Origin of the sequence: Enterococcus sp. 4G2_DIV0659 (assembly GCF_002140715.2) — a bacterium.
In the GTDB taxonomy this organism is placed as follows: domain Bacteria; phylum Bacillota; class Bacilli; order Lactobacillales; family Enterococcaceae; genus Enterococcus_L; species Enterococcus_L mansonii.
The window spans coordinates 2215568-2241511 of record NZ_NGLE02000001.1; the positions used below are offsets into that span (position 1 = coordinate 2215568).

The window sequence follows — 25944 nt, forward strand, 5'->3', positions numbered from 1 at the left end:
TGGTCAAATATTAAAATAGGCTGAGATTAATCAGTAAAATAAGCAAATTGATAGTCATCGTAAAAACGACCATCGATAAAAAATTCATCTTTGAATAGTGCCTCTTGAACAAAATCATTTTTCCGATAAAATCGAATAGCATGAGTATTTGATCCCATAACACGTAGCGAAATTTTATGGATGCCTTCACGAGATGCTGCTTCTTTTAAGTAATCCAATAATTTGTGCCCAATTCCTAAAGATTGGCTATTTGAATGAACACCAATGCCGAACATCCAGTTTTTTTTATGTGAAAGTAAAGGAGTTGGATGATGCACATCAATAAAACCATGTACATTCTCGTCATCAGCAGCTACAAAAATAAGATGTCCAGTCGTTTTTTCTTTGTACTCATCTACAGAGGCATAATAATGAACGACAGGAGAATTCTCATATGTCCAAATGCTATTCTCAATTTCAAGTAACATAGGATAATCTTTTTCTTCAACAAGTCGAATGGTTAGCTTATTTTCCATGGTAAACCTTCTTTCATCGTGATGTATCTTTAAAACGTTCTTCTAATTTTGCTTTATGGGATGTTAAAATATCTTCAAAACGAATATCGTAAGTATCTGCAAGAATAAAAACGTTATCTAAAACATCACCTAATTCTTCTGTTAACTCCTGAATCAATGCTTCTTTTTCTTGAACTTTTTCATCAGGGCGATCCCGCCCAATTTCTAAAGCACGTACGGCTCGAGCGACCTCACCAGTTTCTTCAGCTAAAAAGCCTACACGGATAAATGGGTTAAGTGCATACCAACCTCTTTTTTTATAAAAATCGCTGATCCATTGTTGATAATGTGTAAGTTCCACGCCATCCCTCCTGTCTATCTTACTATGGTAGCATATCAAAGGAAAAAAGGAAAAATAGAGTGAGAGAAAAGTTTCCTTATTTGTAGTATCATAAATAAGTGTAGAGATACTTTGAAAAATGGAGGAATGGACTAGATGACCACATTTTATTTTGTTAGACATGGAAAAACAGAGTTGAATTTAAGTTTACGATTTCAAGGTGGAGAAATTGATTCTCCACTATTGCCTGTAGGGATTGAACAAGCTATTCAAGCTGGACGTTATCTTTCGGATGTTTCGTTTGATACAGTCGCTGTTAGTACCCAAAAACGAGCTATGGATACCGCAAATTATATTCTGAAAGAAAATAACTTTTTAGATGGTTTGACGATTCAGTATTATGATCATTTAAGGGAACTCAGATTTGGTAAAAGAGAAGGTACAGAAATTGATCATACAGATGAGCAAACGGATTATTTACGTCATCGGCCAGATTTATATGACCCTACAGCTTTTGGGGGTGAAACGATTGATTCCTTAGTTACACGCTCCACTGAAACGATCGAAAAACTTAGCCAAGCCTATCCAAAGGGGAAAGTATTGGTTGTAGCGCATGGTGTTTTGCTAATTACGTTGATCAATTCGTTGATTGGAAAAGAAAAGGCCAACTGGCGAGAAGGTGGCCCATTAGCTAATACGAGTATTACGATTGTAGAAAAAACGGCGAATTCTGATAATTATATGTTAAAAACATTTAATGATATTTCTTATCAATCTCAGAATGAAGAAGCATAAAAGAAAAACGAATGTATAGGTGGAGATTTTTTGAAGAAAATGGCAGTTTATTGTGGGGCAAGCGTAGGGAACAAGGCAATTTATCAGGAAAAAACCAAAGAACTAGGACAATGGCTGAGTGCCAATGGCTATGATTTAGTTTATGGTGGTGGCAATGTTGGATTGATGGGTATTCTAGCAGATACGGTTATTGAGAATGGTAGAAAAGTAATTGGTGTGATGCCGAAATTTTTATTGGATCGTGAGCTGGCATATGAAGGCATTAAAATGTATATTGTAAATGATATGCATGAACGGAAACGAAAAATGATTGATTTAGCAGATTGCTATTTGGCGTTACCAGGCGGTCCTGGGACACTGGAAGAAATTTCAGAAGTGGTTTCTTGGGGACGTATAGGAGAGCATCAAAATCCGTGTGTATTTTTCAATGTAGATGGGTATTATAATTTATTAGCCGATTTTTTTGATAAGATGGTTACAGACGGCTTTTTAACAAAAGAAGATCGAGAAAAGATTTTCTTCTCTGATTCGCTAGAGGAGATAAAAGAATTTATAGATACGTTCACACCGCCGACAATCAGACAATATAACTAATCAACAGAAGATATAAAAAAGCCTTTAACTCCGAGAAATAAGGAATTAAAGGCTTTTGCTGTGTAGTCGTGACTAAAAAATGCTGTTTCAAACAGGTTTGATTATGCTTTGGATAAAATACGGTGCAAGAATTCTTTTGTTCGTTCTTCTTTTGGATGAACAAAGATATCATCTGCTGTTCCTTCTTCAGCGATTACGCCTTTATCCATGAAGATTACACGGTCTGAAACTTCTTTGGCAAATTCCATCTCATGTGTCACAATAATCATGGTTAATCCGGTCTGAGCAAGGTCTTTCATTGTTTTTAAAACTTCGCCAACCATTTCAGGATCAAGTGCAGAAGTTGGTTCATCAAAAAGCATCACATCAGGATTCATTGACAATGCGCGAGCAATTGCGACACGTTGTTTCTGTCCACCTGAAAGTTGCGCAGGTTTTGCATCAACAAACCGCTCCATTCCAACTTTTACAAGGTTTTCCAGAGCAATTTTGCTGGCTTCTTCTTTGCCTCGTTTCAAGACAGTGATTTGTCCAGACGTACAATTTTCTAAGACATTCATGTTATTAAATAAATTAAATGATTGGAAAACCATGCCTAAATGTGTACGGTATTTTGGTAAGTTATAGCCACGTTCCAGCACATTCTCACCATTATAAATGATTTTGCCGCCAGTTGGTTTTTCTAGCAAATTGATGCAACGTAAAAAGGTTGATTTACCCGAACCAGAAGAACCGATGATCGTTACAACTTCACCTTTGTTTACCGTCACATTGATATCTTTTAAGACTTCATTTTCACCGAAGCTTTTTCTTAGATGTTCGACTTCAATAATTTGGTTCATTATTATATCCTCCTGTTTTTAAAACTTAGCTTTCTTTTAGATTATCCGTTTCTTCTAGTTTCACATAAGCAGAAGGGCCATCCATTTTTTTCTCTACAACACGTAAAACACGAGTAATTGCATACGTCATAATCAAGTACATGATTCCAACGATTGTAAATGTTTGGAAAAATTGGAAGTTCGCGCCTGATGCGGCATTTCCTTGGAAGAATAAATCAGCTACGCCAATAACACTCAAAACAGCTGTATCTTTGATATTGATGACAAACTCATTTCCTGTAGCAGGTAAAATATTACGCAGTACTTGAGGTACTACAACTTTACGCATCGTTTGCCCATGAGTCATTCCAATTGCTTGGGCTGCTTCAAATTGTCCACGATCAACAGCGAAAATTCCACCACGCACGATTTCAGACATATAAGCACCTGTATTAATAGAAACAATAAACAACGCAGCAACAGTCCGATCTAAAGAGATCCCAAAAGCTAAGGCTAAACCATAAAAGATAACCATTGCTTGTACCATCATTGGTGTACCGCGGAATACTTCAATATAGATTGAAAGTAAACCATTGCCAATTTTTTGGAAAACACGAGTTGCTTTGCTTTCAGATTCAGGAATCGTCCGAACAACGCCAATTAATAAACCTAATGTTGTACCAACTACTGTTCCTATCAGTGCGATAAATAAAGTTAAACCTGCACCACGTAAGAACATGCTGCCGTATTGATCCCAAATATTTTTGAAATCAGCTAGAACACCTGATTTTTCACTGTCACTTGTTTCAGCAGCTGGCTGATCTTTAACCGCCTGATCCATAATTTTTGTTCGTTCGTTTGAAGAAATCTCTGATAAAATTTGATTCACTTTGCTGATTTCAGTATCTCCTTTGCGCATACCGACAGCAATTTGAACATCTTCTGCATTTGTTTGGAAGCCGTCCTCTTTAGAGAATTCTAGCATTTTTAAGTCTTTGTTCACACTTGTCGCAGTTACCCCTTCAGGACGTTCGCTGACATATCCGTCAATCATGCCGGATGCTAAGGCAGTTCTCATAGCAGAAAAATTATCCATTGCTTGCTGCTTATTCACATCTGGAATTTGATCAATCACACTATAATGGAAGGTATTTAGCTGTGCAGTGATTTTTGCGCCAGATAAATCCTTTAAGTTTTTAGCCTCTGCAAATGTCCCCTTTTTTTGAACCACGACGACTAATTGTGATTCATAGTAAGGATTCGTAAAGTCGATTTCTTTACGGCGTTCAGCAGTTGGGCTCATACCAGCAATGATTGCATCGATTTTTCCTGATTGTAACGCAGGAGCTAACCCGTCCCACTTTGTTTGCACAATAACTAATTTTTTATTTAGTCCATCCGCAATTTTTTTAGCGATCTGAACATCATATCCTCCTGCATAAGAAGAATTTCCTTGAATTGGTACAGCACCATTTGCATCTGTTTTTTGCGACCAGTTAAATGGTGCATATCCAGCTTCCATCCCGACACGAAATTCATCATTTGTGCCAGCTCCTTCTGCTTGGCTAAATTGTGGTACGTAAAACATGCTAAGCATGACTGTAAATAATAAACCAAGTGAAAATGTTTTTTTGTTCATGTTTTTCTTCCTTTCTTCTAGAGCACTGAAATAGTTCTACTATAATTTAGTTTAAAGAGTTTTTGAAAAATAATCTTGTTTCACGAACCGAAATGTCCTTTTCTTTACGTAAAAAAGCAACTATGCAAAAATGCATAGTTGCCTATTATCGTCAGGTACTCTCAACAAAAACATAGCGCAACTTAGCATCACTACTAAGACAGTCCGCAAGCTATTCACTTACGTCCCAACACATACCAGGGAGGCTGTTATGTATTTCGGCGATTGTTCCTAGACTTGCTTCAATGTGTCCTCTCACTCCACAAGCGTAATAAAAACCGCAACCTCTACCTCAATTTGAGGTACTTATTTAATTATTAAATTCAAGTGCTAATTTTACGTGATTTGATCAAAAAAGTCAATATTTTGCTTTTTTAAATTTAGCACTTTTTCAAGTCCATTTTCATTTAGTATGTTATTTTTTGGATAATTAACGGTAAAATGAGGGGCCATTTCATTTTTTAAAAATTTATCTAAAGAATATACTTTTTCCATTTATTGTAATTCATTCTAAATTATACTACAATTCAATTTGCTAGTATTTTATGAATAATAGTTAGAAAGCATGAACGGAAGGAATGAATAAGTTTGAAAAAGTTTTATTTAGGTTTAATTGGTATTTTTTTATTAGGAGGTTCCCTTACAATGGTCCCTTCTCAATCGCAACAAGCATGGGGGATTGAAAATCGTTCGATTATTGGTACCGATGATCGTATTCAGGTGACAGATACAACGCTTTCGCCATACCAAAGCACTGTATTTATCGCTGCCAATGGAGGACTTGGCTCAGGCTCAGTAATAGGGAAAGATACTGTTTTAACCGCAGCGCATGTAGTTAATAAAATTAAAGATAATCCAACGGCTGATACAAATTACGTTATTCCTGGAAGAAATGGTGCTACTCTTCCATTTGGAAAGTTTAAAATTAAAGAAATCAATATCCATCAAAAATACCTAAGCCATACGGATTCTAATCATGATATCGCAGTGATTACCCTTGAACAAAGTAATGGCAAGAGTATCGGTGATCTTGTGAAACAGAATCGTCTGAGTTTGACAAATGAAGTAACTTTAGGAAATGCAGTTTCCACTATGGGGTATCCAGGAGATAAGCCTTGGGGGACGATGTGGGAAAGTAAAGGACAAATTATAGGACAAAACGAAAACATCATCAAATACGATTTTGATACTAAGGGTGGTCAATCTGGATCGCCAGTTTTTAATGAGCAAAATGAAATAATTGCTGTGCACACTTCTGGTAGTACAGTTCATAATAATGGAGTAAAGCTCAATTCAGAACATCTTGAGTTTATTTCAAAACACATTGGAGAATCATCTAACTCTTTTAATGAAGTGACTGATATACAAGTAGATAAGGAAGTAGTAGAGTTGGCTATTGGCGAATCTGTAAAAATAAACGCAACAGTTATGCCAGAAAATGCAACAAATAAACAATTATTTTGGGATACAACAGCTGAACAAATCGCTGTTGTTGATCAAGATGGAACAATCACAGGGACAGGTGAAGGGACAACTGTAATTGATGTACTAGCTGACAATAAAAAGGTTGTTAAATATATTATTGTCACTGTGACGAAAGAGATAGAACCCAAAGAAATAGTTGTTGAAAAAGAAAAAGTAGAGCTGGCTGTAGGGGAAACTATGACTCTTAAAGCTTCTGTTTTACCTGAAGAAGCAGTACGTAAAGAGTTATATTGGATTTCGATGGACGAAGACATTGCGACTGTTGATGATGATGGGAACATTACAGGTCTAGCTCCGGGTTCAACAGAACTGTTGATTTTATCTTATGATGGAAAAATAGAAAAATATATCACAGCTGAAATTAAAGAAAAAGAAGAGCCATTACAACGAGCAAATCTGACCTTCCCTAAAAAAACTGGGGTATATTTTTCTAAACAAGATATTAAAGAAACCATTGGGACAAACGCGAATAGTATTGGAAATGTAAACATTGTTCTTCATTTAAATAAACCAAATCGTTTGTATGATTTGAAAATTGCCGAGTTAGATTTTTTTGGTGGTACTGGTGTATATAATGTTCAGCCAGTAGCGTTAAACCAACCAATGACTAAGTCGCTATATACGGTTAATGCCACTAAAAAAATAACGAACAGCAAGATGATTATCATGTATGTAGATAAGAAAAATCCTACAATCGTAAAAGATTATTTCATTGTTAGTGGATTATAAAGAGTAGGGCGAAGTGATGTGCGTCCTAAAAGTTTTAGTAGATTAACCAGCTATTTGGCTGGTATGAATCCGGTATTGAACCGGGCTCATACCAGTCAATTTTACTTTTGTCCGATGGTGCTTGTAATAATCAATATACTTTGTAACGCCTTGTTTTAATTCCTCAAAGCTAGAAAAGCTACGACCGTAATCTATTTCTTGTGTCATTAGACCAAAGAAATTGTCCATTTACTATCTTTAATTTGAATTTTACTTCATAATAATGCATAAAAAATAACCCCAAAAAATTGTATTTTTCACGTACAATTTTTTGGGGTTATATCATACTCTAAAAGTTAGATCTCAGCCCCTTAAAATACGAATAAACGACGAGAACAAGCTGAAATTACTGAGAAACATAATGGGATACGAATTAATGGTGCAAAGGAACTACTTGGTTCTCAGTGCTAAACATATTCATCTCCATCTCTCGTTTTTTTGAGACAGGACTTCCTCGTTAAAGCGTTTAAATATTATTAACAACAAAGTAATCTTTTACGATTGTAGGATCTTTCTTATCCACATACATGATAATCAGTTTGCTGTTATCTAATATTCTAGTTGTACTAACAGCGTATAACGTTTTAGTCATTGGACGATCCAGTGTAATTGGTTGAACATTATACACACCAGTACCACCAGCAAAGTCTACTTCACCGATTTTTAAATCGTATAGATCAGTTGGTTGGCTTAAATGCAAAAGAACTGTTGCTTTTTTATTGGCATTCGGAGCTACTTCAGAGGTTCCTCTGATATCTTGTTTAGAAAAGTATAAACCATTTTCTTGTGAAAACGTTAGATTTGCGGGTTTTTGTTTATTTACCGTAACAGTAATCGTTTTTTCGATGTCACCAAAGTTAGTCACAGATAGAACCAAAATTTCTGTTTTACCAGGATTTACGCCTGTGATTTTGCCATTATCATCCACAGTAGCAATTGACTCGTCCATTGGAATCCAGAACAATTCTTTATCTGTCGCATTTTCAGGTAAAACAGAGGCATTAAGTGTCATTGACTCGCCAACAGTTAGCTCAACTTGTTCTTTTTCAACTTTAATTTCTTCAGGAGCAACTTCGTTTACAGTTACAAAGATCTGTTTTGTGATTTTTCCATCAGCAGTTGTTACGTCAATCACTGTTTCACCAGCATTAACGCCCGTGATTTTGCCATTAGCATCTACTGTGACAATTCCTTCGTCTGTTGTATCCCAGTATAATTGTTTGTTCGTTGCATTTTCAGGTAAAACAGAAGCTTTAAGAGCGATAGATTCACCAACATTTACTTCTACTTGAGTGTGCTCAACAACGATATCTTCAGGAGCAACTTCATTTGGAGTTACCACCACTTCTTTTGCAGCAGGAGCTTTAGCCTTCTCCACTGCATGTGATGTAGGGGACAAACCAATAAGAGATGTACCCAATAATGCCATACCAATAAAACCTAATTTAAATTTCTTCAAAATTAACGCTTCCTTTCTTTTTGTGAGGTTTATCTATTATTCATAGAATAGTAGGTAAATGAAGTATAATACAGTTTGAAATAAATAGCAATATTTTATATAAAAAATATTTATATTATATCTTATTTTTATTTATGTTTTTTGTGGGGTGAAGGCGAGGAGGAATAGAGAATGATTGGATTTCTCTTTGATGAACTATGGTTTTTTAGGTAAAAAAAAGAAATATAAGGAGTGATCGATGAGTATATTTATTATTATAATAAGGAGTGTATAAAACAGAAATCGAACTAGAAAAGTCCTACCCAATTTCGAAAATCATTACAACAAACAACTTAATAATCAATTTCAGCACAATAAAAAACGGAGTAGATTTTTCTACTCCGAAAAGTCCGACTTTTTGGCTCACTACAGACACATCAAAATTGGATTTGTTTTAGTGTTGAAAAGAACTATTTTCCTAAACTTTTGTACATAGCTAAGTAAGATCGTGTAATAGTTTTTTAGAATTCTCTAGTAATATAGATTGACTAATCATAGATTTTAATAATGCACGAATATCGAAATTTATATTCTCTTTTAAAAGATATTTTTTCAGCTTTTCAACTGTCCCATCTTGTACAACAGTCATAATTTCTTTGACTTGTTTTTCACTTAAATCAAAGTCTATGATCCCTTGAAAAAATAATGTATCTTCTTTATTTTCTTTAAGAGTAATCATAAGCAATAGTTTTTGATGATATTTAATTTTTGACAATTCTTCTTTAATATTAGTATCCACCTTTATACCTCATTTTAAAATAAAATTGGTTTATTGCTCATAGAACTAGCCAACGTCACGACTTCTCTACATTTTTATTTTATCATGAACAATGTTCGAAATACATAATCAATAAATGGTTTTTCAATAACATAAAAAACACCGAAAAGAATTTCTTTTCAGTGTTTTTCCTATCTAATGGATACAATTAAGCTTTGACAGCTTCTTTTGGTTCGCGGCCTAAAATTGCTTGTAAAACGGTTAAGACACCGTATGAAGCTAAGATTGTGTAAATCAGACTTGAATACGTTAAGATACCAAAATCCCATGTTTTGTAAATAACTAGAACAATTGCTAAAACAATAGCTGCAAGAACATTAAAGAATGCAAACGCCCATAGGTTTCCATTTTCTTTACGTGAAAGATAATAGATCGAAAACCATAAACTTAATACGCCCCAAGCGATGCAGACTAAAATAGCTGCCCAATAAATAATAAATGCTACCACGAAGTTTCACCTCACTTTTATACATTAAGTATTCTATCACGTTCTCTTTTGTTTGTCATGAAAAGACAGTGAAAAACCATCCATTTTTAGAAGCTCTTCACATGGTTTTTGTAGATAGAATTTCAACTTTGTGCTCAATAAGTTTTCTCTCCGACTCCTATTTAGGCTATAATAAAATTATTAGGAGATGACTTTATGCAAACCATTGATGAACAAAATGGAGTAGACTTAATAAAACAAGCAAAGAAAATCGTCTTTTTAACAGGCGCAGGCATTTCAACCGCTTCTGGTGTTCCTGATTATCGTTCATTATCAGGCGTTTATCAAGGGATGGAGCGCCCAGAATATTTATTGAGCCGAACTTGTTTAGTGGAAGAGCCAGAAAAATTGTATTCATTTGTACAAACGTTGTATCATCCTAATGCTAAACCAAACATCATCCATGAAAAAATAACAGAATTAGAGAAAGTAAAAGAGTTGTGGGTTATTTCTCAAAATATAGACGGGCTTCATGCAGCTGCAAACACGCAGCATTTAGTCAATTTTCATGGGAATTTATACGATTGTTATTGTAGAATGTGTGGACAGAAGGTTTCAGCGAGTGTTTATTTAAATTCTGATAAACATAAACAATGTGGAGGGCAAATTCGTCCCAATATTGTTTTGTACGAAGAAGGATTAGATGAGCAAGCGATTGCTACCTCAATCGAGGCTATTTCTAAAGCAGATCTGGTTGTCATTGTAGGAACGAGTTTTCAAGTACACCCATTTTGCGATCTGATTCATTACGCAGCAGATACGGCAAGTGTCTTAGTCATTAACCAAACACCGATTCAATTAATTAGAGATGCTTATTTTGTTAAAGAAGATGCAACGAAGGTCTTTGAAAATATTGTGATAAAGGAGCCTTAATTATGGAAGAAATAAAATCAGAACGACAAAAAATGATCGATGGTGAACTTTACTTTGCTGCTGATCCAGAATTAGTAACAGCAAGAAAATTCGCTAGAGAACAAATGAAATTAATCAATCGAGAAGAAGATCAACTCATTCGTCGCCAATTGGTAGAAGAGACCTTTGGTACAACGGGAACAGGTAGTTATATTGAACCATCAATCAGCTTTGATTATGGCTTTAATATTCATGTGGGAAAGAATTTTTATGCGAATTTTAACAGTATATTCTTGGATATTTGTCCGATTACAATTGGTGATAACTGCATGTTTGGTCCCAACGCTCAACTTTATACAGCGACACATCCATTGCATCCTGTGAAGAGAAACAGTGGGTTAGAATATGGAAAACCGATAACGTTAGGGAACAATGTTTGGCTAGGCGGCGGTGTTGTGATTACTCCTGGTGTAACGTTGGGGAATAATGTGGTTGTTGCAGCAGGTGCTGTGGTAACAAAATCATTTCCTGACAATTGCGTGATTGGCGGGAATCCTGCGAAACTTATTAAAGAAATCGAATTGGATGAAAAACGCTCACCGCTTACTGTACAACGAGATAAAATTAATGAGTTGGATAAAAAAATCGTGTCTTTATTAGAAGAAAGAATGGACGTTGTAACAGCAATTGCAGCAATTAAGAAAACAACTGATCAACCAATTTTAGACACATCAAGAGAAGTTGAAGTATTAGCTAAAATTGAGTCTTATGTTAAAAATGATACGTATAATGAAGCAATAAAAGCAACCTACCAAGGAATTATGGATGCGTCAAAAGAGTTTCAGCAAAAGCAAATGGATTAAAGTAACAGGAGGAAATTGAATGGATGGTGTAAAAAGGCGAGAAGCGATTTTATTCCAATTAGAATCAGCAGAAAAGCCGATCAGCGCTAGTCGTTTTGCAAAAGAGTTCAAGGTCAGTCGCCAAATAGTTGTGGGAGATGTAGCACTTCTACGTGCAGCAGGCTATGAAATTATTGCAACAGCCAGGGGCTATCTGCTTGAAGTGGAAGAAGACAAGCAAGGGATTATCAGAAAAATTGCATGTCAGCACAGACCAGAGCAAACAGAAGAAGAGTTATTGACGATCGTCTCATTAGGTGGAGAAATCATAGATGTTGTGGTGGAGCATCCTATTTATGGTGAATTGACTGGTGGATTACATATTCGCACAGAAAAAGAAGTGTCAGGTTTTGTACAATCGTATAAAAAAAGTAGAGCCTCGCTATTATCAGAGCTGACTTCAGGAGTCCATTTACATACGATTCGTTGTGAAAATGAAGAAATGTATGCGCATATTAAAGAGGCATTGGTACAAAAAGATATCTTATATAAAGGATAAAAATACAAAGAGGATTGACAAAATTTTTAATTTGTCAATCCTCTTTGTGTTTTTGAATAGTTATCACGCTTTTTTTAGTAGAAAGATTAAAGCAATGTTTTACTGAATAACTTTTCTTGAATGCACTGAAATAGCGAGAACCAATTATTTTCTTCAAAAATATTTCCCATGTATACGATAGTTTTATTATCAACGGCGGGTTCAGCAAAATCCGAAATAATAATATCAGCTTCAGACATTTGCTGAACAAAGGTTACGGAATGTTCGCTGTATATTTGACGAATTTTATTTTGGATAAACAATTCTGAAAGTGTATCTTTTGAAAAATGAATGGCAATTTTTAATTGAGTATTTTTTGCATAATCAATAATGTAGTAAATCCAGGTATAGGCAATATGGAAATATTTTTTTTCAAAGAGTAATTCATGTGCTAGAGGATTGTTTTTGTTAAACATAGCATGAAATTCTGCTATTTTTTTATACAATTCTTTTGGAACAGAAGTTGGAAATGCTTCAAAAGTAAAATTTTCAGAATAATGGAATGCTTCATAAAAACTAATCCCTATATATCGAATAAATAGCATGGTAATTACTATCCGATAAATCAAAATATAATAATCAATATCAGACAGATGGAGTTGCCAATGATTCAAAATAGCATCAATAAATTGTTGAGCAAGTTTACTAAGTGGGAGTTCAGTTTTTATAAATTGTTGAGCAAGATAAAGTTGCTCTTCAGGAGTATCAATAGACAAAAAATTTCGGATAACAAAATTAAAAAACAAATTTTCATTCTCCAAAATAGTAGTTAGATCAGAAGGATAGTTTTCGACGGAATAAATTGAAAGGTCATTTGTTTGTTGTAAAAGTGTTACAAGTTTAGTAAATTGTTCGTCTAATTTGACTCCACATTTTTTTTCAACGGAACGGTACATACTATAAGCAATGTAATAGCGTGCATATTGCTGTTTAGAAGGAGATGTTAGATACGGAGAAAGTTTATCAAGTGTAATTTTTGTCTCATTTAATGAAGTACGCTGTGAAGGCAATTTTTGAGTTTTATAAGAAGACCAATAAAAAGAAAAAATAAAGTAGCGTAAAACGGTCTCCTCACCAACAAAGTTTGATTCTTCAAAATCTTGTGTAAAAGTCAAATGAATTCCTAAAGGCTCAAGAACTTTATTTAATTGGGTCAACTGTTTGTATACATAGGACGAAGTCAAGTGAAGATCGCCAGCTAATTCTTCTATAGAATAATAATTTTTTCTAAGTAATGATTGAAGAATGTCAAAGGTGGTCGCTTGTTTTAAATAATGTAGCTTTAATGTTTCTAATAAATGGATGCTATCTAACTCTTGTGGGAGTTTTAAACGGTAGCCATCAATGACCTTAACTATTTGTACATCGTCACCAAATAATTCATACAAGTCCTCATTCAAAATAGAAATTTGTTTTTTTAGTTTATGATGGCCAATGTTTAATGTTTCTGCCAACATCTGCTGCGTAAGGACAGTCGAGCAACTAGAAAACTGACTGAGTAAATTTAGCTTAAAAAGATTATTTTTTTTCAACAATAGATTCATTTTTAATACCTCCTATTAAAAATATAATGTAAATCATTGGGGATTCCATTAAAAAAAATTTTATTTCAACTGTTTTTTCACATTTTTTTATAAAAATGACTTAATAATGATTTTCAATTATATATATTATTTTTTACAAAAAAATATAAAAAATATGGAACGAATGAAGTTGTGACAGGACTACTATAGGTATATACATATGTATTATTATATATTTAATCGATTGTTAATTTTGATTATACTATCTCCTTTTTATCTTTTTTCGTCTAAAAAAAGAGATAAAAAGGAGAGAAAAAAATGTTGAAAGGCTGATTTGGCTAAACTATACTTAGCTAAGCAAAAGTGATGTATCACGTATAACTATTATTACTTGTTAGAGTTCAAGAGTATCAGAAAGGAATGGATAGATGTTAAAAAGAATGCAAATATATCTATTTTTTTTAGGAATTATTTTTTCTCTATATCTGTCATTTCAGGTTGTCTCTGCTAGTGGTTTAAAACTACATTTGAAGCAGGTGGAGGAACAGACAAGGCAAGCAAATGAAGCCATTGTACAATTAAATGTTCAAAGGAGCATAGAAACAGTCAATGTTTCCCTGTCTAAAGGAATGCATATCGATATTGAAAAAACATTACTTAAAAATATCGGTGAGATTGAGTCTATTAAAGAAATCAATGAAGGATTCAAAATGACGTTTGTGAATACTCAGAATCGAAATGAAAAAATAAATTTGTACCTTAAAACGGATAAAAATGTTAAACAAGGGACAATAAAAGCTGAGCAAAATAAAATGATCTATTCAAATAAGTTAGAAGTATCATTACCTGAAATAGACAGCGCCACTAAACAAGTCCAACTAACGGGCCCTCTTGTGAAAGAGGATGAACAATGGGAAGAAGTGACAAAAAATCCTGCTAAAATAACTGTTGGGGATATCGATATCTATTCGACTATAGGTGGAGGAGGCTATTCATCTGATAGACCAAAGATCAGAGTGACAAACGATAGGTATTATTTGTCTATATCAGGAGACTTGATTATAAATGATAAAATGCTACAGGTTGATAATACTGCTTCATTGAATTCAGATCCAAAGGTGGATATGTTCAATTCTAGGCGTAAAACGAAGCAAAAATTTTATATAAATAGTAAAAAAAATAAATGGTTAATGCAATTCACACTTGATTCAAAATATGAGATTCAAATTTTGATGTATCCAAAAACTACAGGAGATATAGATAAAACCTATGCGATTACAAATAAAAGTGGTTCAGCTATAAAAATAGGAATCTCAGAATTATTCCACGTACAAAAACCGTATTCAGCGGTTAATATATTTGTTCCTTATAGTAGCGATTTAATAAGTGTGAAGCGTTCAATAAGTTCGGATAGTCAACTCGTACAGTGGAGTCAAGGTGATTTTCAAAACTGGTCTTACGGACTCGATGCGAGTAATTTCAAGGAGTATACATCTAAAAATGCATTTGGAACAGGGGTAGAGCAGTTGGATGCGCAATTAGATAAAAAAGGTAAGTGGCGGACATATGCTTCGGCAACAGGTGAAGTTCAAGTTAGTGGGAAAACGCTGGGAAGACAAGTAGAAAATGGAGAAACCATAAAGTTTAGCAATAAAATGTATATCGCATCCACTCCGCCACCCATTTTGACTCTTAGTGGAACAGAATTTACCGTGGGACATGGAAGTGCTGTTGTTCAATTGAATGGAACCGTTTATGACAAGACTAGAAATGCATATCAGTTAATGTATTATGATGAAACAGATAAAAAATTGATGATGATAAAATCGTTTAACGAAAAACCTGGAGTCAAAGTAAATCTTGATGGATTAGAAGCAGATTTGGGTGAGTTGAGTAGTGGCAATCATATAGGCAATTTTTATTTGATCAATGATGTAGGACTTGGAAGCAATCGGGTTTCTGTCAAAATCAAAGTATTATCCGTTGGCGGAAAAGCTGTCATTCAAAAGGTCCAAGTAGGAGATTCTTTTGAAAAAAAATTGGAAGAGTTAGTGACAAATATTTCTGGTGATCAAGTAACAATGACGCAATTAAAAAAGCCAGATACAAGTAAAATTGGTTATTCAAAAGCTACGGCTACGTTGCAAGACTCACTTGAGCAAAAAATCGATATTGATATACCTGTCAACGTATATGAGAAAAATTCAACAACTTTTTATGATAAAGAAGAAATTGCTGTTGACGGGAAACAAGAAGTCGCGATAACGGTTGTTGAACTTCAATTATCGGAAAATTGGGACAAATTAATAAAAGACAAAGCACAACCCCAAGCGTGGGATATGCGAACAGGTGAAAAATTTACTCCTAATCTAAAAGAAAATAATCTACAGAATACTCCAGGAAGTTACAAAGCACTTTTTTCCGTAGATAAACCTAAGCAACCCATTATTCATGATGTTATATTACAGGTCACTGGATTTTTGGAATTTAAACAGGTACCGAATTTTGATTTTGGAACAGTAAAAATTCCAGAAAAAGCAACAATGATCTCCAGAGCTGGGAAGGAGCAAATCATCATTAATGACGAACGTGGTCCAAATAAAAATTGGCGTTTGACAGCTATGTTGACGCAAGAAACTCAAACGAGTAAACAAAAACGTGGAAATTTAGTATTTGTTCATGAAAATGGGCAAGCTGAAGTAATGACTCCAGCTAAGTTGATTGTAGTAAAAACAGGGAAAACAGAAAAAGAGTCATTACAACCATTAGAATGGAAAAAAGATACCGGACTATTGTTCCGAGTATCACCAGAATCATATTTTGGAAACTATATAGGTAATATCAGTTGGGTATTAGAAGATGTGCCCAACGATGAATGATGTAACGGCGTAATACAAGGATAGAATCACTTATCAATAGTAAATGGGTCTTCCTTGTTTTATATATAACATATTCGAAAGAAGGAGATAGAGATGAAAAAAATCATTTTTGGAACATTATTATCAACAGTATTACTAGCAGGAGGAGCAGTAGCTCATGCAGAGAGCGACGACTGGAAAACAGTTATAGGTACACCAGATGGTAAAGGCGCAACGTCACATGCACATATGACCTTACAACCAGGAGATGAAACAACTGATCCAACTGATCCAATTGACCCAAGTGAACCAGGTGGAGAAACTGGCAATAAAGGTCCTTTGACAATTGACAACGTAACGCCTCTAGAATTTGGTGAACACAAATTAGCTGGTGGAGAATCTATCTACTCTGCAACTAGTGACCATCCTAATGTGCAAGTAACAGATAATCGTGGAGAAGGTAAAGGTTGGACTTTACAAGTTACTTCTTCTCAATTTACGGATGTAACAGATGTAAAAAAAACATTAAAAGGTGCTGTTTTGACGATACCAACAGGTGAATTAAAAACAACAGAAGGAAATGTATCTGAAAAACCAACAGCTAAAGAAGTTCATTTAACAACAGACAAGCCAACAGCTGAAGTATTAATGGTGGCTACGGATAAAACAGGTATGGGTACTTGGGAAGATTTATTTAATGCTGAAAAAGTGACAGTTAAAGTACCAGCAGGTAACTTTTCAGGTGAGTATGTATCAACATTAACGTGGACAATGTTAGATACGCCCACAGCATAATTTAATGATCATGAATTGGAAAAATTAGGAGGAAATATCTTGAAAAACTTACATTTATTATCAGTAGCAACACTTTTAAGCATGAGTTTATTTAGCGCTACAACAACTTTTGCTGCAGAGGCAGAAAAACCAGCAGACGATGCAAAAAAAGCAGAATCTCACGTAACTGTCGGCATTGAACCAGGTGATGATTCAGTTCCAACTGATCCAATTGATCCAGAAGATCCAGATAATCCAGGAGAGGGTGGTACTGGTCAAACTGGTAATTTAACCATTGATATCGTTACTAATCTTGATTTTGGTTCATTTAAATTAACGCCAAAAGCAACAACACTAACTGCGAATAAAGACAACAAAGTAAATCCGTTAGCCCAAGTAACAGATAAACGAGGAACAGGTGCTGGTTGGACATTAGGTGTTGCAATTTCTGAATTTACAAGTACAGAAAAACATACGTTAAAAGGAGCAACACTAAGCTTACCAAAAGGTGATTTGAAAACAAATAATGTGGATAATTCTTTAGCTCCAAATACCTTTGCTCTTGTATTGAATGAAGACCCTCAAACAATTATGTCAGCAGATAAAGATAAAGGTCTCGGCACATGGGCTGATAGCTATGATAAAAATAAAACAAAATTGAGTATTCCAGCAGGAAACTTTGCGGGTCAATATGGTGCAACAATGACGTGGACATTAAGTAACGCACCAAAATAAAAAATTAATAAGAGGATGAAGACTAATCATGAAAACAATTAAATTATTAAGCACAGTAGGATTAATCAGTATTTTTTCATTAAATGGAGTAGTAACATTTGCAGCAGACAGTGTAATACCAGAAAATGGTGTGTCGAAATCGCATATTACATTCAAAGCCAATGATGAATCAACGGATCCCGTAAATCCAAATAATCCAGATCAACCAGTAGATCCAGACGAGCCGATTGATCCAACTGATCCAGATAATCCTGGAACAGGAAATAAAGGTCCATTATCAATTGACTATATTTCTAATATACAATTTGGAGAGCAAGAAATTAAATCAGGAGATACAATCTATAATGCATTAAATGAAAATCCATTTGTACAAGTGACGGACAAACGAGGAACGGGTGCTGGTTGGACACTGAGCGCACAAACAAAAGGATTTTACACAGCTGATGGGAAAAAACAGTTAAAAGGTGCAACATTGAGTTTTAAAAATGGACAAGTCAAAACAGGAAGTGGAAATGTTTCAACAGCACCAACTACAACAGATGTGACCTTTAATAATGCAGATGCTAAAGTCGTTATGACTGCTAAAAAAGACGCTGGCCGTGGTACTTGGGTAGATGTCTTCTCAGGTGAAGCTGACAACAATCAAAATGTAAAATTAAAAGTTTTAGAAGGATCAGCAGATGCGAATGTTGATTACCAAGCCGAAATTAATTGGACGTTAGCAAACGCACCTAAATAATAGTTATTCATAGATGATGCATATATATGGTTGGGATAAAAAGGATTTTTTATCCCTTCCTTGTTTTTAAATCAGGAGGAAATTCATGAAGAAAAAATATTTATTACCGTTAATTATTATTGTTATGGCACTATCTTTTTCAATACATATAACTAATGCATTTGCAGCAGATATGAATTTTTCTGTAGAAGCAAATATTCCGAAAAATCAAATAGATAAATCACAAACATATTTTGATTTGAAAATGAAACCAGAACAAGAGCAAGATATTTCGATTACGATTAAAAATAGTTCAGATGAAGCAGCAACATTCACTATTGAACCTCATATAGCGGTCACTAATCAAAACGGAGTGATCGATTATAGTAAAGAGCTAGAGAAAGACTCATCATTAAATGTTGGATTGACAGATGTGATTTCTGGTGAGGAGAAATACACTCTAGCGCCAAAAGAAACAAAGAAGGCTGTTTTTCATCTGAAAATGCCTAAGGAATCATATGACGGGATTATTCTTGGTGGTTTCCATATTCGTAAAGAACAAAAAGATGATAAAGCGGGAGAGAAACAATCTGTTCAAATCAAAAATCAATATGCCTATGTTATTGGTATAAAGCTACGTGAAACAGATAAAAGCGTACAACCTGAACTTGTCTTAAATAATGTGAAACCAGCATTACAAAATTACCGGACAGTTGTGACTGCAAATATCCAAAATACACAACCTGTAATTATAAATGGCTTAAAAGTGAAAGCGAAAATAAGTAAGGAAAATAGTGATGAAGTATTACATGAAACAGAGAAGCAAGACATGAGTATGGCGCCAAACTCCAATTTCGATTTCCCAATTAATTGGAATAGCCAAAAATTAAAAGCAGGTACGTATCATCTGTCACTAGTTGCTGAAGACGATAAAGAACATAAATGGACACTAGAAAAGACCTTTAAAATCAATGGAAATGAATCTAGAAAATTAAATAAAGAAGCTGTTGAATTAGAAAAAGATTATACTATGTGGATTATTTTAGCTGTAATAATGATAATCTTACTTCTTATCATTATTTGGATGATTGTTAAAAAACAAAATGAAAAAAAATTGGATAAACGTTTAGCGATGGAACGGAAACGGTTGAAAAAAATAGAAGGTTCCAAAAAGAAACAAGTAGAGATAAAAAAAGAAACAATACAAACTAAGAAGAAAAATAAGAAAAAGAGTTCTAATAAGAAACAAGTAGAAAAGTAAAAACTAGATAGAAAGATACTTCCTCAAAATAGAGTTATACAATTATTTTTTTGAAAGGAGGATACATGTTTATGAAAAAACTGAGTTATTTATGGCTGTTGCTGATTTTTGGGACGATTTTTGTTCAACATTTCCCCAACGTTTACGCTACTTCAGACGATAATGCAACATCAAAAATTGGCATTAGGTTTACTGATAATAGAGAGCTAATAGAAGAACAATCAAGTACGACAGAAGAACAGTCAAAAGCAACTAACGAATACAAACCAATAGAGGAAACTGACAAAAGCCTTCCTTCAACTAATGAACAGCCAGCCTTGTATTTAATGATGATTGGTTTAATAGTCATTGGATGTGTAGTAGGATGGATGGGATATAAAAAGAGTAGAAATAAATAGCGATTTTTCTCTAATGTTTTATAGAATAAAAAAAGTGAGCTGCGCCTAGTATCTGTCGATTGTTATGACAAAAATTTGGGCGCAGCTCAATTATTATTAAATTAGTTAAACAGAGATAGTCGATTGTATTTTTACTTAATTTTCCGCTTCAAACTTCTCAAAAGCAGAACGAATGACTTCTTTCAACGCATTGGCTGAAGCATTCATACGGTCTTTTTCTGCATCTGTCAATGGAATTTCAATCACTTGTTTGATTCCTTGACGATTAATCACAGCAGGTGCACCGATGTAGATATCATTTTGACCATATTCTCCGTCTAAGTAAACAGAAAGTGGGAAGACAGAATCTTCATCGTCTAAAATCGCTTTAGTGATACGAGCTAAGGCAGCTGCGATTCCATAAAATGTTGCTCCTTTTTTCTCAATGATAGAATAAGCAGCATCTCTTACATTGAAGAATAAATTGACCATTGCTTCTTCATCTACCTCGGGGTTATTTTTGATCCATTCATAAATTTGTAATCCAGCAACATTAGCATGAGACCAAACCGGAAATTCAGTGTCGCCGTGTTCGCCTAGGATGTAAGCATGGACGTTACGAGCATCTACATCTACTAGTTCGGCTATTGCTTGACGGAATCGTGCTGAATCAAGAGAGGTACCTGAACCAATAACGCGTTCTTTTGGAAATCCAGAGAATTTCCATGTAGAATAAGTTAAAATATCAACTGGATTTGCTGCGACTAAGAAAATTCCGTTAAAGCCAGATTCAACGATAGATGTTACGATTTGTTTATTGATTTTTAAGTTTTTATGAACTAAATCAATTCTTGTTTCACCTGGTTTTTGAGCAGCTCCGGCAGTTAACACCACAAGGTCAGCGTCATGACAGTCTTCATAAGTAGCCGCATAAATCTTTTTAGGAGAAGTGAAGGCTAAGGCATGAGATAAATCAGCGGCATCTCCTTCAGTTTTTTTTGTATCTATATCAATAATACCAATTTCTTGTGCAATATTTTGAGTCACTAAGGCAAAAGCATAACTAGATCCGACAGCGCCATCTCCAACTAAAATTACTTTTTGGTGATCTTTATTTCCTACTGCTTCAGACATGTGTATCATTCCTTTCAGATAATTGTTTTATCACGATGATAATACCACCGATTGTGACTTTTGTCACGTTATTTGTTTGATATATTAATACAGTTTTAAACCCTGTTCCATAAGAAAACTCTTTCATGTGCGGTATTTCACTATTTCACGTTTGGGGCTATATTTTTAAAGCTTATTGCTTTTTTAACAATTTAAAAGATTCGGCAATTGTTTGTTTTGTGGTATAATTGAAAAAAACTGGGCAGAGGCGTTTTCTGCTCGGGCATTTTGTGTTGGCGTATGAAATTAACTATATAAGGAGAAGTTAAAATAGATGAAAATGATCGTTGGGTTAGGCAACCCAGGAACTAAGTACCAAGAAACAAAGCATAATATTGGCTTTATTACTATCGACGAAATTGCTCATCGATACAATGCAAGATTCAACAAAAGCCAATTTGAAGCAGATATTGCTGAATTCTTTATAGGAACTGAAAAAATTATGTTGGTCAAACCACTAACATTTATGAATGAATCTGGTCGCTCTGTGGGTCCGTTAATGACTTATTATGGTGTGGCAGAGGAAGAGTTGATTGTCATCTATGATGATTTAGATTTAGAACCTGGAAAAATTCGTTTACGTGAAAAAGGTGGAGCAGGCGGGCATAACGGAATAAAAAGTTTGATTTCCCACTTAGGAACAAATGTATTTCCAAGAATCAAAATCGGAATTGGTCGTCCAATCGGGAGTAACACAGTTGTTCATCATGTATTGACTGGTTTTCCTAAAGAAAAACATGAAGAAATGTTGATTGCAGTGAAAAGTGCAGCGGATGCAGCTATTTATGCCTGTGAAGGACATACATTTGTCGATACAATGAATCAATTTAATGGAAAGTAAAAAGAAAGAAAATATACAAGGAGGAGCCTGACGTGAACATCATTGAAAAAATTGGTGCAAGTGAACTAGCCCAAGATTGGCGTAAACAACTGACTGGAAATTCTCGCCAACTAATTACAGGCTTAGCCGGCTCAGCCAAGACACTAGTCATGACTAGTGGGTTTAAAGAAAAAAAGAAAAAAGTCGTGGTTGCTGTTCCCAATCTTTATTACGGCAATCAATTAGTAGAAGATTTCAGAAATGTCTTGTCTGATGAAGAAGTGTATTTATTTCCCGTAGATGAAGTATTATCTGCCGAGATGGCTTTTTCTTCACCAGAAGCTAGAGCAGAAAGAGTTGCTACACTTAATTTTCTTTTAACCGATCAAGCAGGAATCGTAGTTGTTCCTGTAGCAGGATTAAGAAAATACTTGCCTAGTAAAAAAACATGGGCACAGAATCAACTCCATTGGGAAATTGGCGGAGAAGTGGAACTGGATGCCTTAGCTCAACAACTAGTATTAATGGGCTATGAACGCCAATCTTTAGTTGGGAAACCAGGAGATTTCAGTATTAGAGGCAGTATTGTTGATGTGTATCCATTGAATTCAGATTATCCTGTCCGAGCAGAGTTGTTTGATATTGAAATCGATTCCCTTCGTTACTTTGAAGCAGACACCCAACGTTCTGTTGGCAACATTGACTCTGTTGTTCTGTCACCGATGACAGATCTTGTGTTTGCTAAAGAAGACTTAGTCTATGGTGAAAAGCAATTAAATAACGCGCTAGAAAAACGAGTAGCGATTGCTAAAGAGGCTGCTGAAAAAGAGTTTCTTCAAGAGTATTTTAGTCAACTGGCAACCTCTTGGAGTCAAGGGATTCCAACAGATACAGCGCATTACTATACGGATTTCTTATACGAAAAGAAAACGACATTACTGGATTATTTACCAGAAGATAGTTTGGTGTTTGTAGATGATTATGCACGTATTTTAGAAGCAGAACGTGAAATTATTCGTGAAGAAAATGAATGGCAAGTGCTTAAATTAGAAGAGATGCGTGTTTTTCCTGAACAGACATTTGGTGTGGATTTTCATGATCAAGTCCGAAAAATGTCATTTGCTACTACCTTTTTTTCACTCTTCCAAAAAGGGATGGGCAATCTGCGTTTTCAAGCCATTCATAATTTTCAATACCGTTCGATGCAACAATTTTTTGGTCAAATGCCTTTATTAAAAACCGAAATGGATCGCTGGCAAAAGCAAGATCAAACGGTAGTAGTTTTTGTTCCAACCAAAGAGCGTAGCCAAAAAGTCGAAGAACTGTTTCGTGATTTTGATATTTCAAGTGTAACAGCATCATTTGATCAATTAATAGAAGGAAAAATCCAACTGGTCGAAGGGTCTTTGCAATCAGGGTTTGAATTGCCTGTTGAAAAAATCGTTGCGATCACAGAAAAAGAAATTTTCCATACAACAACGAAAAAACGAGCACGCCGCCAAACGGTTTCTAATGCTGAACGTCTGAAAAGCTATAGCGATTTAAAAACAGGTGATTATGTCGTTCATGCGAATCATGGTATTGGTAAATATATCGGGATGCAAACGCTAGAAGTAGATGGCGTTCATCAAGATTACATCACGATTTTGTATCAAAATGACGATAAATTATTCATTCCAGTGACCCAACTCAATTTGATTCAAAAATTCGTTGCTTCTGAAGCCAAATCACCTAAAGTGAATAAGTTAGGTGGGAGCGAATGGAGCAAAACCAAACGTAAAGTTTCTTCTAAAATCGAAGATATTGCCGATGACTTGATTCAACTTTATGCGTCTAGAGAATCTGAAAAAGGTTATGCGTTTCCGCCGGATGATGCCTTTCAAAAGGAATTTGAAGATGCCTTTCCATATAGTGAAACAGATGATCAACTACGTAGTACAGCTGAAATTAAACACGATATGGAAAAAACACGACCAATGGATCGTTTGTTGGTAGGAGACGTTGGATATGGAAAAACAGAAGTGGCCTTGCGTGCAGCATTCAAAGCACTTAGTAACAACAAACAAGTCGCTTTTTTAGTTCCTACAACTATTTTAGCGCAGCAACACTATGAAACAATGTTGGATCGGTTTGAAGGCTTCCCCGTAGAAGTAGGGTTGTTGAGCCGATTTAGAACTAAAAAACAACAAAGTGAAACAATTGAAAAAATCAAACATGGACAGGTAGATATCGTGGTAGGAACGCATCGTTTGCTTTCTCAAGATGTTAATTTTAGCGATCTAGGACTACTTGTTATTGATGAAGAGCAACGATTCGGTGTTAAACATAAAGAACGCTTGAAACAACTACGTGCCCAAGTAGATGTTTTAACATTGACTGCAACACCGATTCCAAGAACATTACACATGTCAATGCTTGGGGTTCGTGATCTTTCGGTCATCGAAACACCGCCAGAAAACCGTTACCCGATTCAAACCTATGTGATGGAAAGTAATCCTGGGGCGATCAGAGAAGCTATCGAACGAGAGATGGCTCGTGATGGACAAGTGTTTTATTTATATAATCGAGTGGACACGATCGAGCAAAAAGTGGAAGAACTTCAAGCCTTAGTTCCTGATGCTAGGATTGCTTATGCTCATGGACAAATGACAGAAGTCCAGTTAGAAAATACATTATTTGATTTTATTGAACGACAATACGATATTTTAGTTACAACGACGATTATTGAAACGGGTGTGGATATTCCAAATGCGAATACGCTGTTTGTTGAAAATGCAGATTATATGGGCTTATCTACTTTGTATCAATTGCGTGGTAGAGTTGGACGAAGTAATCGTGTCGCCTATGCATATTTTATGTATGAACAGCAAAAAATCTTAAATGAAGTCAGCGAAAAGCGTTTAGAAGCAATTAAAGACTTTACGGAGCTTGGCTCTGGATTTAAGATTGCGATGCGTGATCTATCCATTCGTGGTGCAGGGAATTTACTTGGCGCCCAACAACATGGATTTATCGACTCCGTTGGTTTTGACATGTACTCTCAAATGTTGTCAGAAGCGGTAGCACGCAAACAAGGGAAAAATATTCAAGATCAAAAAACCTCTGTTGAAATTGATTTGGGCATCGACGCCTATCTACCGACCACCTATATTTCAGATGAACGGCAGAAAATTGAAATTTATAAACGAATTCGTCAGTTAGAAAATATGGATATGTATGATGAATTAGAAGCCGATCTACTTGACCGTTTTGGAGAATACCCCGATGAAGTCGCTCATTTATTGACGACAGGGCAAATTAAAATGGATGGTGACCGTGCATTAATCGAAACAATTCGTAAAAAACAGCAGGAGATTACCTTCACTTTAAGTAAAATTGGAACAAAAACATATAATGTGGAACAAATTTTTGAAGCCTTATCACACACACAATTAAAAGCAGATTTAGCAGTAGATAATGAAAAAATGTCAGTGCGTTTAAAAGTACCTAGAGATATGAAAGAAGCTGCTTGGTTACAGGAAGTTGCCTTGTTTACAAAGGCTTTAAGACAAGAAAAATACAAAACAGCAACGGTTAATGAATAACGAAAGTTGTTGTGCGTTACAAACGAATATTACGAAGTTGGAAACAGGACAAGTTTAAGTCGCTGCTTTTCGGTTCGTGATGGGTTTAATT

At 35.0% G+C, this 25944-nt stretch carries 25 protein-coding genes and 1 riboswitch; of the genes, 14 read left to right on the plus strand and 11 right to left on the minus strand.

Features of this window, described 5'->3' with window-relative positions:
* Positions 1-26 precede the first annotated feature (26 nt).
* Positions 27-515, minus strand: coding sequence for a GNAT family N-acetyltransferase (locus A5880_RS10200; protein ID WP_086330836.1), 489 nt, complete (start codon positions 513-515; stop codon positions 27-29).
* A gap of 13 nt (positions 516-528) precedes the next feature.
* Positions 529-855 (minus strand): MazG nucleotide pyrophosphohydrolase domain-containing protein, encoded by a 327-nt coding sequence (locus A5880_RS10205; protein WP_086330837.1) that lies wholly within the window; start codon positions 853-855, stop codon positions 529-531.
* A gap of 135 nt (positions 856-990) precedes the next feature.
* Between A5880_RS10205 and A5880_RS10210 the strand changes: the two genes are divergently transcribed.
* The gene (locus A5880_RS10210; RefSeq protein WP_086330838.1) at positions 991-1629 is read left to right on the plus strand and encodes a histidine phosphatase family protein; all 639 of its coding nucleotides are present in this window, start codon (positions 991-993) and stop codon (positions 1627-1629) included.
* Between the two features lie 39 nt (positions 1630-1668).
* Positions 1669-2223, plus strand: a complete 555-nt coding sequence (locus tag A5880_RS10215) for an LOG family protein (protein WP_179190440.1) — start codon at positions 1669-1671, stop codon at positions 2221-2223.
* Positions 2224-2324: 101 nt separating this feature from the next.
* Here the strand turns inward: A5880_RS10215 and A5880_RS10220 are convergent, their stop codons facing one another.
* The 3 genes from A5880_RS10220 to A5880_RS10230 form a co-directional block, all read right to left on the minus strand.
* Positions 2325-3065, minus strand: a complete 741-nt coding sequence (locus A5880_RS10220) for an amino acid ABC transporter ATP-binding protein (protein WP_086330840.1) — start codon at positions 3063-3065, stop codon at positions 2325-2327.
* Between the two features lie 25 nt (positions 3066-3090).
* Positions 3091-4641, minus strand: coding sequence for an ABC transporter permease subunit (locus A5880_RS10225; protein ID WP_419469623.1), 1551 nt, complete (start codon positions 4639-4641; stop codon positions 3091-3093).
* Between the two features lie 207 nt (positions 4642-4848).
* Positions 4849-5020, minus strand: a riboswitch (Lysine riboswitch).
* A gap of 38 nt (positions 5021-5058) precedes the next feature.
* Positions 5059-5217, minus strand: coding sequence for a hypothetical protein (locus A5880_RS10230; RefSeq protein ID WP_179190432.1), 159 nt, complete (start codon positions 5215-5217; stop codon positions 5059-5061).
* Positions 5218-5367: 150 nt separating this feature from the next.
* On the opposite strand from A5880_RS10230, the gene A5880_RS10235 reads away from it, so the two are divergent.
* Positions 5368-6936 (plus strand): Ig-like domain-containing protein, encoded by a 1569-nt coding sequence (locus A5880_RS10235; RefSeq protein WP_086330842.1) that lies wholly within the window; start codon positions 5368-5370, stop codon positions 6934-6936.
* Between the two features lie 42 nt (positions 6937-6978).
* On the opposite strand, the gene A5880_RS10240 is transcribed toward A5880_RS10235, so the two are convergent.
* The 4 genes from A5880_RS10240 to A5880_RS10255 all read right to left on the minus strand — a co-directional run bounded on the left by A5880_RS10240 (position 6979) and on the right by A5880_RS10255 (position 9699).
* Complete coding sequence (locus A5880_RS10240) at positions 6979-7164, minus strand: IS3 family transposase (RefSeq protein ID WP_086330843.1); 186 nt, start codon at positions 7162-7164, stop codon at positions 6979-6981.
* 277 nt (positions 7165-7441) lie between these two features.
* A complete protein-coding gene (locus A5880_RS10245) occupies positions 7442-8434 on the minus strand; it encodes an Ig-like domain-containing protein (protein WP_086330844.1) in 993 nt (330 codons plus the stop codon).
* A gap of 475 nt (positions 8435-8909) precedes the next feature.
* A complete protein-coding gene (locus A5880_RS10250) occupies positions 8910-9212 on the minus strand; it encodes a hypothetical protein (protein ID WP_086330845.1) in 303 nt (100 codons plus the stop codon).
* A 187-nt stretch (positions 9213-9399) separates the two neighbouring features.
* Positions 9400-9699, minus strand: a complete 300-nt coding sequence (locus tag A5880_RS10255; protein ID WP_086330846.1) for a hypothetical protein — start codon at positions 9697-9699, stop codon at positions 9400-9402.
* A 195-nt stretch (positions 9700-9894) separates the two neighbouring features.
* On the opposite strand from A5880_RS10255, the gene A5880_RS10260 reads away from it, so the two are divergent.
* Genes A5880_RS10260 through A5880_RS10270 form a run of 3 tightly spaced genes read left to right on the plus strand, consistent with a single transcriptional unit; the run spans position 9895 to position 11991 of the window.
* Positions 9895-10611 (plus strand): NAD-dependent protein deacylase, encoded by a 717-nt coding sequence (locus tag A5880_RS10260; protein WP_086330847.1) that lies wholly within the window; start codon positions 9895-9897, stop codon positions 10609-10611.
* A 2-nt stretch (positions 10612-10613) separates the two neighbouring features.
* Complete coding sequence (locus tag A5880_RS10265) at positions 10614-11453, plus strand: chorismate mutase (RefSeq protein ID WP_086330848.1); 840 nt, start codon at positions 10614-10616, stop codon at positions 11451-11453.
* 19 nt (positions 11454-11472) lie between these two features.
* The gene (locus A5880_RS10270) at positions 11473-11991 is read left to right on the plus strand and encodes a transcription repressor NadR (RefSeq protein ID WP_086330849.1); all 519 of its coding nucleotides are present in this window, start codon (positions 11473-11475) and stop codon (positions 11989-11991) included.
* Between the two features lie 86 nt (positions 11992-12077).
* Here the strand turns inward: A5880_RS10270 and A5880_RS10275 are convergent, their stop codons facing one another.
* On the minus strand, positions 12078-13574 hold the full coding sequence (locus A5880_RS10275) for a helix-turn-helix domain-containing protein (protein ID WP_336577125.1): 1497 nt from the start codon (positions 13572-13574) through the stop codon (positions 12078-12080).
* 407 nt (positions 13575-13981) lie between these two features.
* Here A5880_RS10275 and A5880_RS10280 point away from each other — a divergent pair, with 407 nt between their 5' ends.
* From A5880_RS10280 to A5880_RS10305, 6 genes are all read left to right on the plus strand, one after another.
* Positions 13982-16432 carry a WxL domain-containing protein gene (locus A5880_RS10280; protein ID WP_086330850.1) on the plus strand — a complete coding sequence of 817 codons (2451 nt, stop codon included), beginning with the start codon at positions 13982-13984 and terminating at the stop codon, positions 16430-16432.
* Positions 16433-16525: 93 nt separating this feature from the next.
* Positions 16526-17206: a WxL domain-containing protein gene (locus A5880_RS10285; RefSeq protein WP_086330851.1), complete on the plus strand. Its 681-nt coding sequence runs from the start codon at positions 16526-16528 to the stop codon at positions 17204-17206.
* 39 nt (positions 17207-17245) lie between these two features.
* Positions 17246-17920 (plus strand): WxL domain-containing protein, encoded by a 675-nt coding sequence (locus tag A5880_RS10290; protein WP_086330852.1) that lies wholly within the window; start codon positions 17246-17248, stop codon positions 17918-17920.
* 28 nt (positions 17921-17948) lie between these two features.
* Positions 17949-18659, plus strand: a complete 711-nt coding sequence (locus tag A5880_RS10295; RefSeq protein WP_086330853.1) for a WxL domain-containing protein — start codon at positions 17949-17951, stop codon at positions 18657-18659.
* Between the two features lie 85 nt (positions 18660-18744).
* Positions 18745-19899, plus strand: a complete 1155-nt coding sequence (locus tag A5880_RS10300; protein WP_086330854.1) for a WxLIP family cell surface protein — start codon at positions 18745-18747, stop codon at positions 19897-19899.
* A 71-nt stretch (positions 19900-19970) separates the two neighbouring features.
* On the plus strand, positions 19971-20297 hold the full coding sequence (locus tag A5880_RS10305; protein ID WP_179190435.1) for an LPXTG cell wall anchor domain-containing protein: 327 nt from the start codon (positions 19971-19973) through the stop codon (positions 20295-20297).
* A 135-nt stretch (positions 20298-20432) separates the two neighbouring features.
* Here the strand turns inward: A5880_RS10305 and A5880_RS10310 are convergent, their stop codons facing one another.
* Positions 20433-21410, minus strand: coding sequence for an L-lactate dehydrogenase (locus tag A5880_RS10310; RefSeq protein WP_086330856.1), 978 nt, complete (start codon positions 21408-21410; stop codon positions 20433-20435).
* A gap of 313 nt (positions 21411-21723) precedes the next feature.
* Here A5880_RS10310 and pth point away from each other — a divergent pair, with 313 nt between their 5' ends.
* Positions 21724-22290 carry an aminoacyl-tRNA hydrolase gene (gene pth, locus A5880_RS10315; protein ID WP_086330857.1) on the plus strand — a complete coding sequence of 189 codons (567 nt, stop codon included), beginning with the start codon at positions 21724-21726 and terminating at the stop codon, positions 22288-22290.
* Positions 22291-22331: 41 nt separating this feature from the next.
* Positions 22332-25853, plus strand: coding sequence for a transcription-repair coupling factor (gene mfd, locus A5880_RS10320; RefSeq protein ID WP_419469624.1), 3522 nt, complete (start codon positions 22332-22334; stop codon positions 25851-25853).
* Positions 25854-25944 lie beyond the last annotated feature (91 nt).

Excerpts from the sequence above, each read along its gene's own strand:
- A5880_RS10280 (WP_086330850.1), top strand. The coding sequence starts at position 13,982 with ATGTTAAAAAGAATGCAAATATATCTATTTTTTTTAGGAATTATTTTT.
- pth (WP_086330857.1), top strand. The coding sequence starts at position 21,724 with ATGAAAATGATCGTTGGGTTAGGCAACCCAGGAACTAAGTACCAAGAA.
- A5880_RS10300 (WP_086330854.1), top strand. The coding sequence starts at position 18,745 with ATGAAGAAAAAATATTTATTACCGTTAATTATTATTGTTATGGCACTA.
- A5880_RS10310 (WP_086330856.1), bottom strand. The coding sequence starts at position 21,410 with ATGTCTGAAGCAGTAGGAAATAAAGATCACCAAAAAGTAATTTTAGTT.
- A5880_RS10265 (WP_086330848.1), top strand. The coding sequence starts at position 10,614 with ATGGAAGAAATAAAATCAGAACGACAAAAAATGATCGATGGTGAACTT.
- A5880_RS10210 (WP_086330838.1), top strand. The coding sequence starts at position 991 with ATGACCACATTTTATTTTGTTAGACATGGAAAAACAGAGTTGAATTTA.
- A5880_RS10260 (WP_086330847.1), top strand. The coding sequence starts at position 9,895 with ATGCAAACCATTGATGAACAAAATGGAGTAGACTTAATAAAACAAGCA.
- A5880_RS10225 (WP_419469623.1), bottom strand. The coding sequence starts at position 4,641 with ATGCTTAGCATGTTTTACGTACCACAATTTAGCCAAGCAGAAGGAGCT.
- A5880_RS10275 (WP_336577125.1), bottom strand. The coding sequence starts at position 13,574 with ATGAATCTATTGTTGAAAAAAAATAATCTTTTTAAGCTAAATTTACTC.
- A5880_RS10200 (WP_086330836.1), bottom strand. The coding sequence starts at position 515 with ATGGAAAATAAGCTAACCATTCGACTTGTTGAAGAAAAAGATTATCCT.
- A5880_RS10215 (WP_179190440.1), top strand. The coding sequence starts at position 1,669 with ATGGCAGTTTATTGTGGGGCAAGCGTAGGGAACAAGGCAATTTATCAG.
- A5880_RS10295 (WP_086330853.1), top strand. The coding sequence starts at position 17,949 with ATGAAAACAATTAAATTATTAAGCACAGTAGGATTAATCAGTATTTTT.
- A5880_RS10305 (WP_179190435.1), top strand. The coding sequence starts at position 19,971 with ATGAAAAAACTGAGTTATTTATGGCTGTTGCTGATTTTTGGGACGATT.
- A5880_RS10220 (WP_086330840.1), bottom strand. The coding sequence starts at position 3,065 with ATGAACCAAATTATTGAAGTCGAACATCTAAGAAAAAGCTTCGGTGAA.
- A5880_RS10285 (WP_086330851.1), top strand. The coding sequence starts at position 16,526 with ATGAAAAAAATCATTTTTGGAACATTATTATCAACAGTATTACTAGCA.
- A5880_RS10270 (WP_086330849.1), top strand. The coding sequence starts at position 11,473 with ATGGATGGTGTAAAAAGGCGAGAAGCGATTTTATTCCAATTAGAATCA.
- A5880_RS10235 (WP_086330842.1), top strand. The coding sequence starts at position 5,368 with ATGGTCCCTTCTCAATCGCAACAAGCATGGGGGATTGAAAATCGTTCG.
- A5880_RS10240 (WP_086330843.1), bottom strand. The coding sequence starts at position 7,164 with ATGGACAATTTCTTTGGTCTAATGACACAAGAAATAGATTACGGTCGT.
- A5880_RS10230 (WP_179190432.1), bottom strand. The coding sequence starts at position 5,217 with ATGGAAAAAGTATATTCTTTAGATAAATTTTTAAAAAATGAAATGGCC.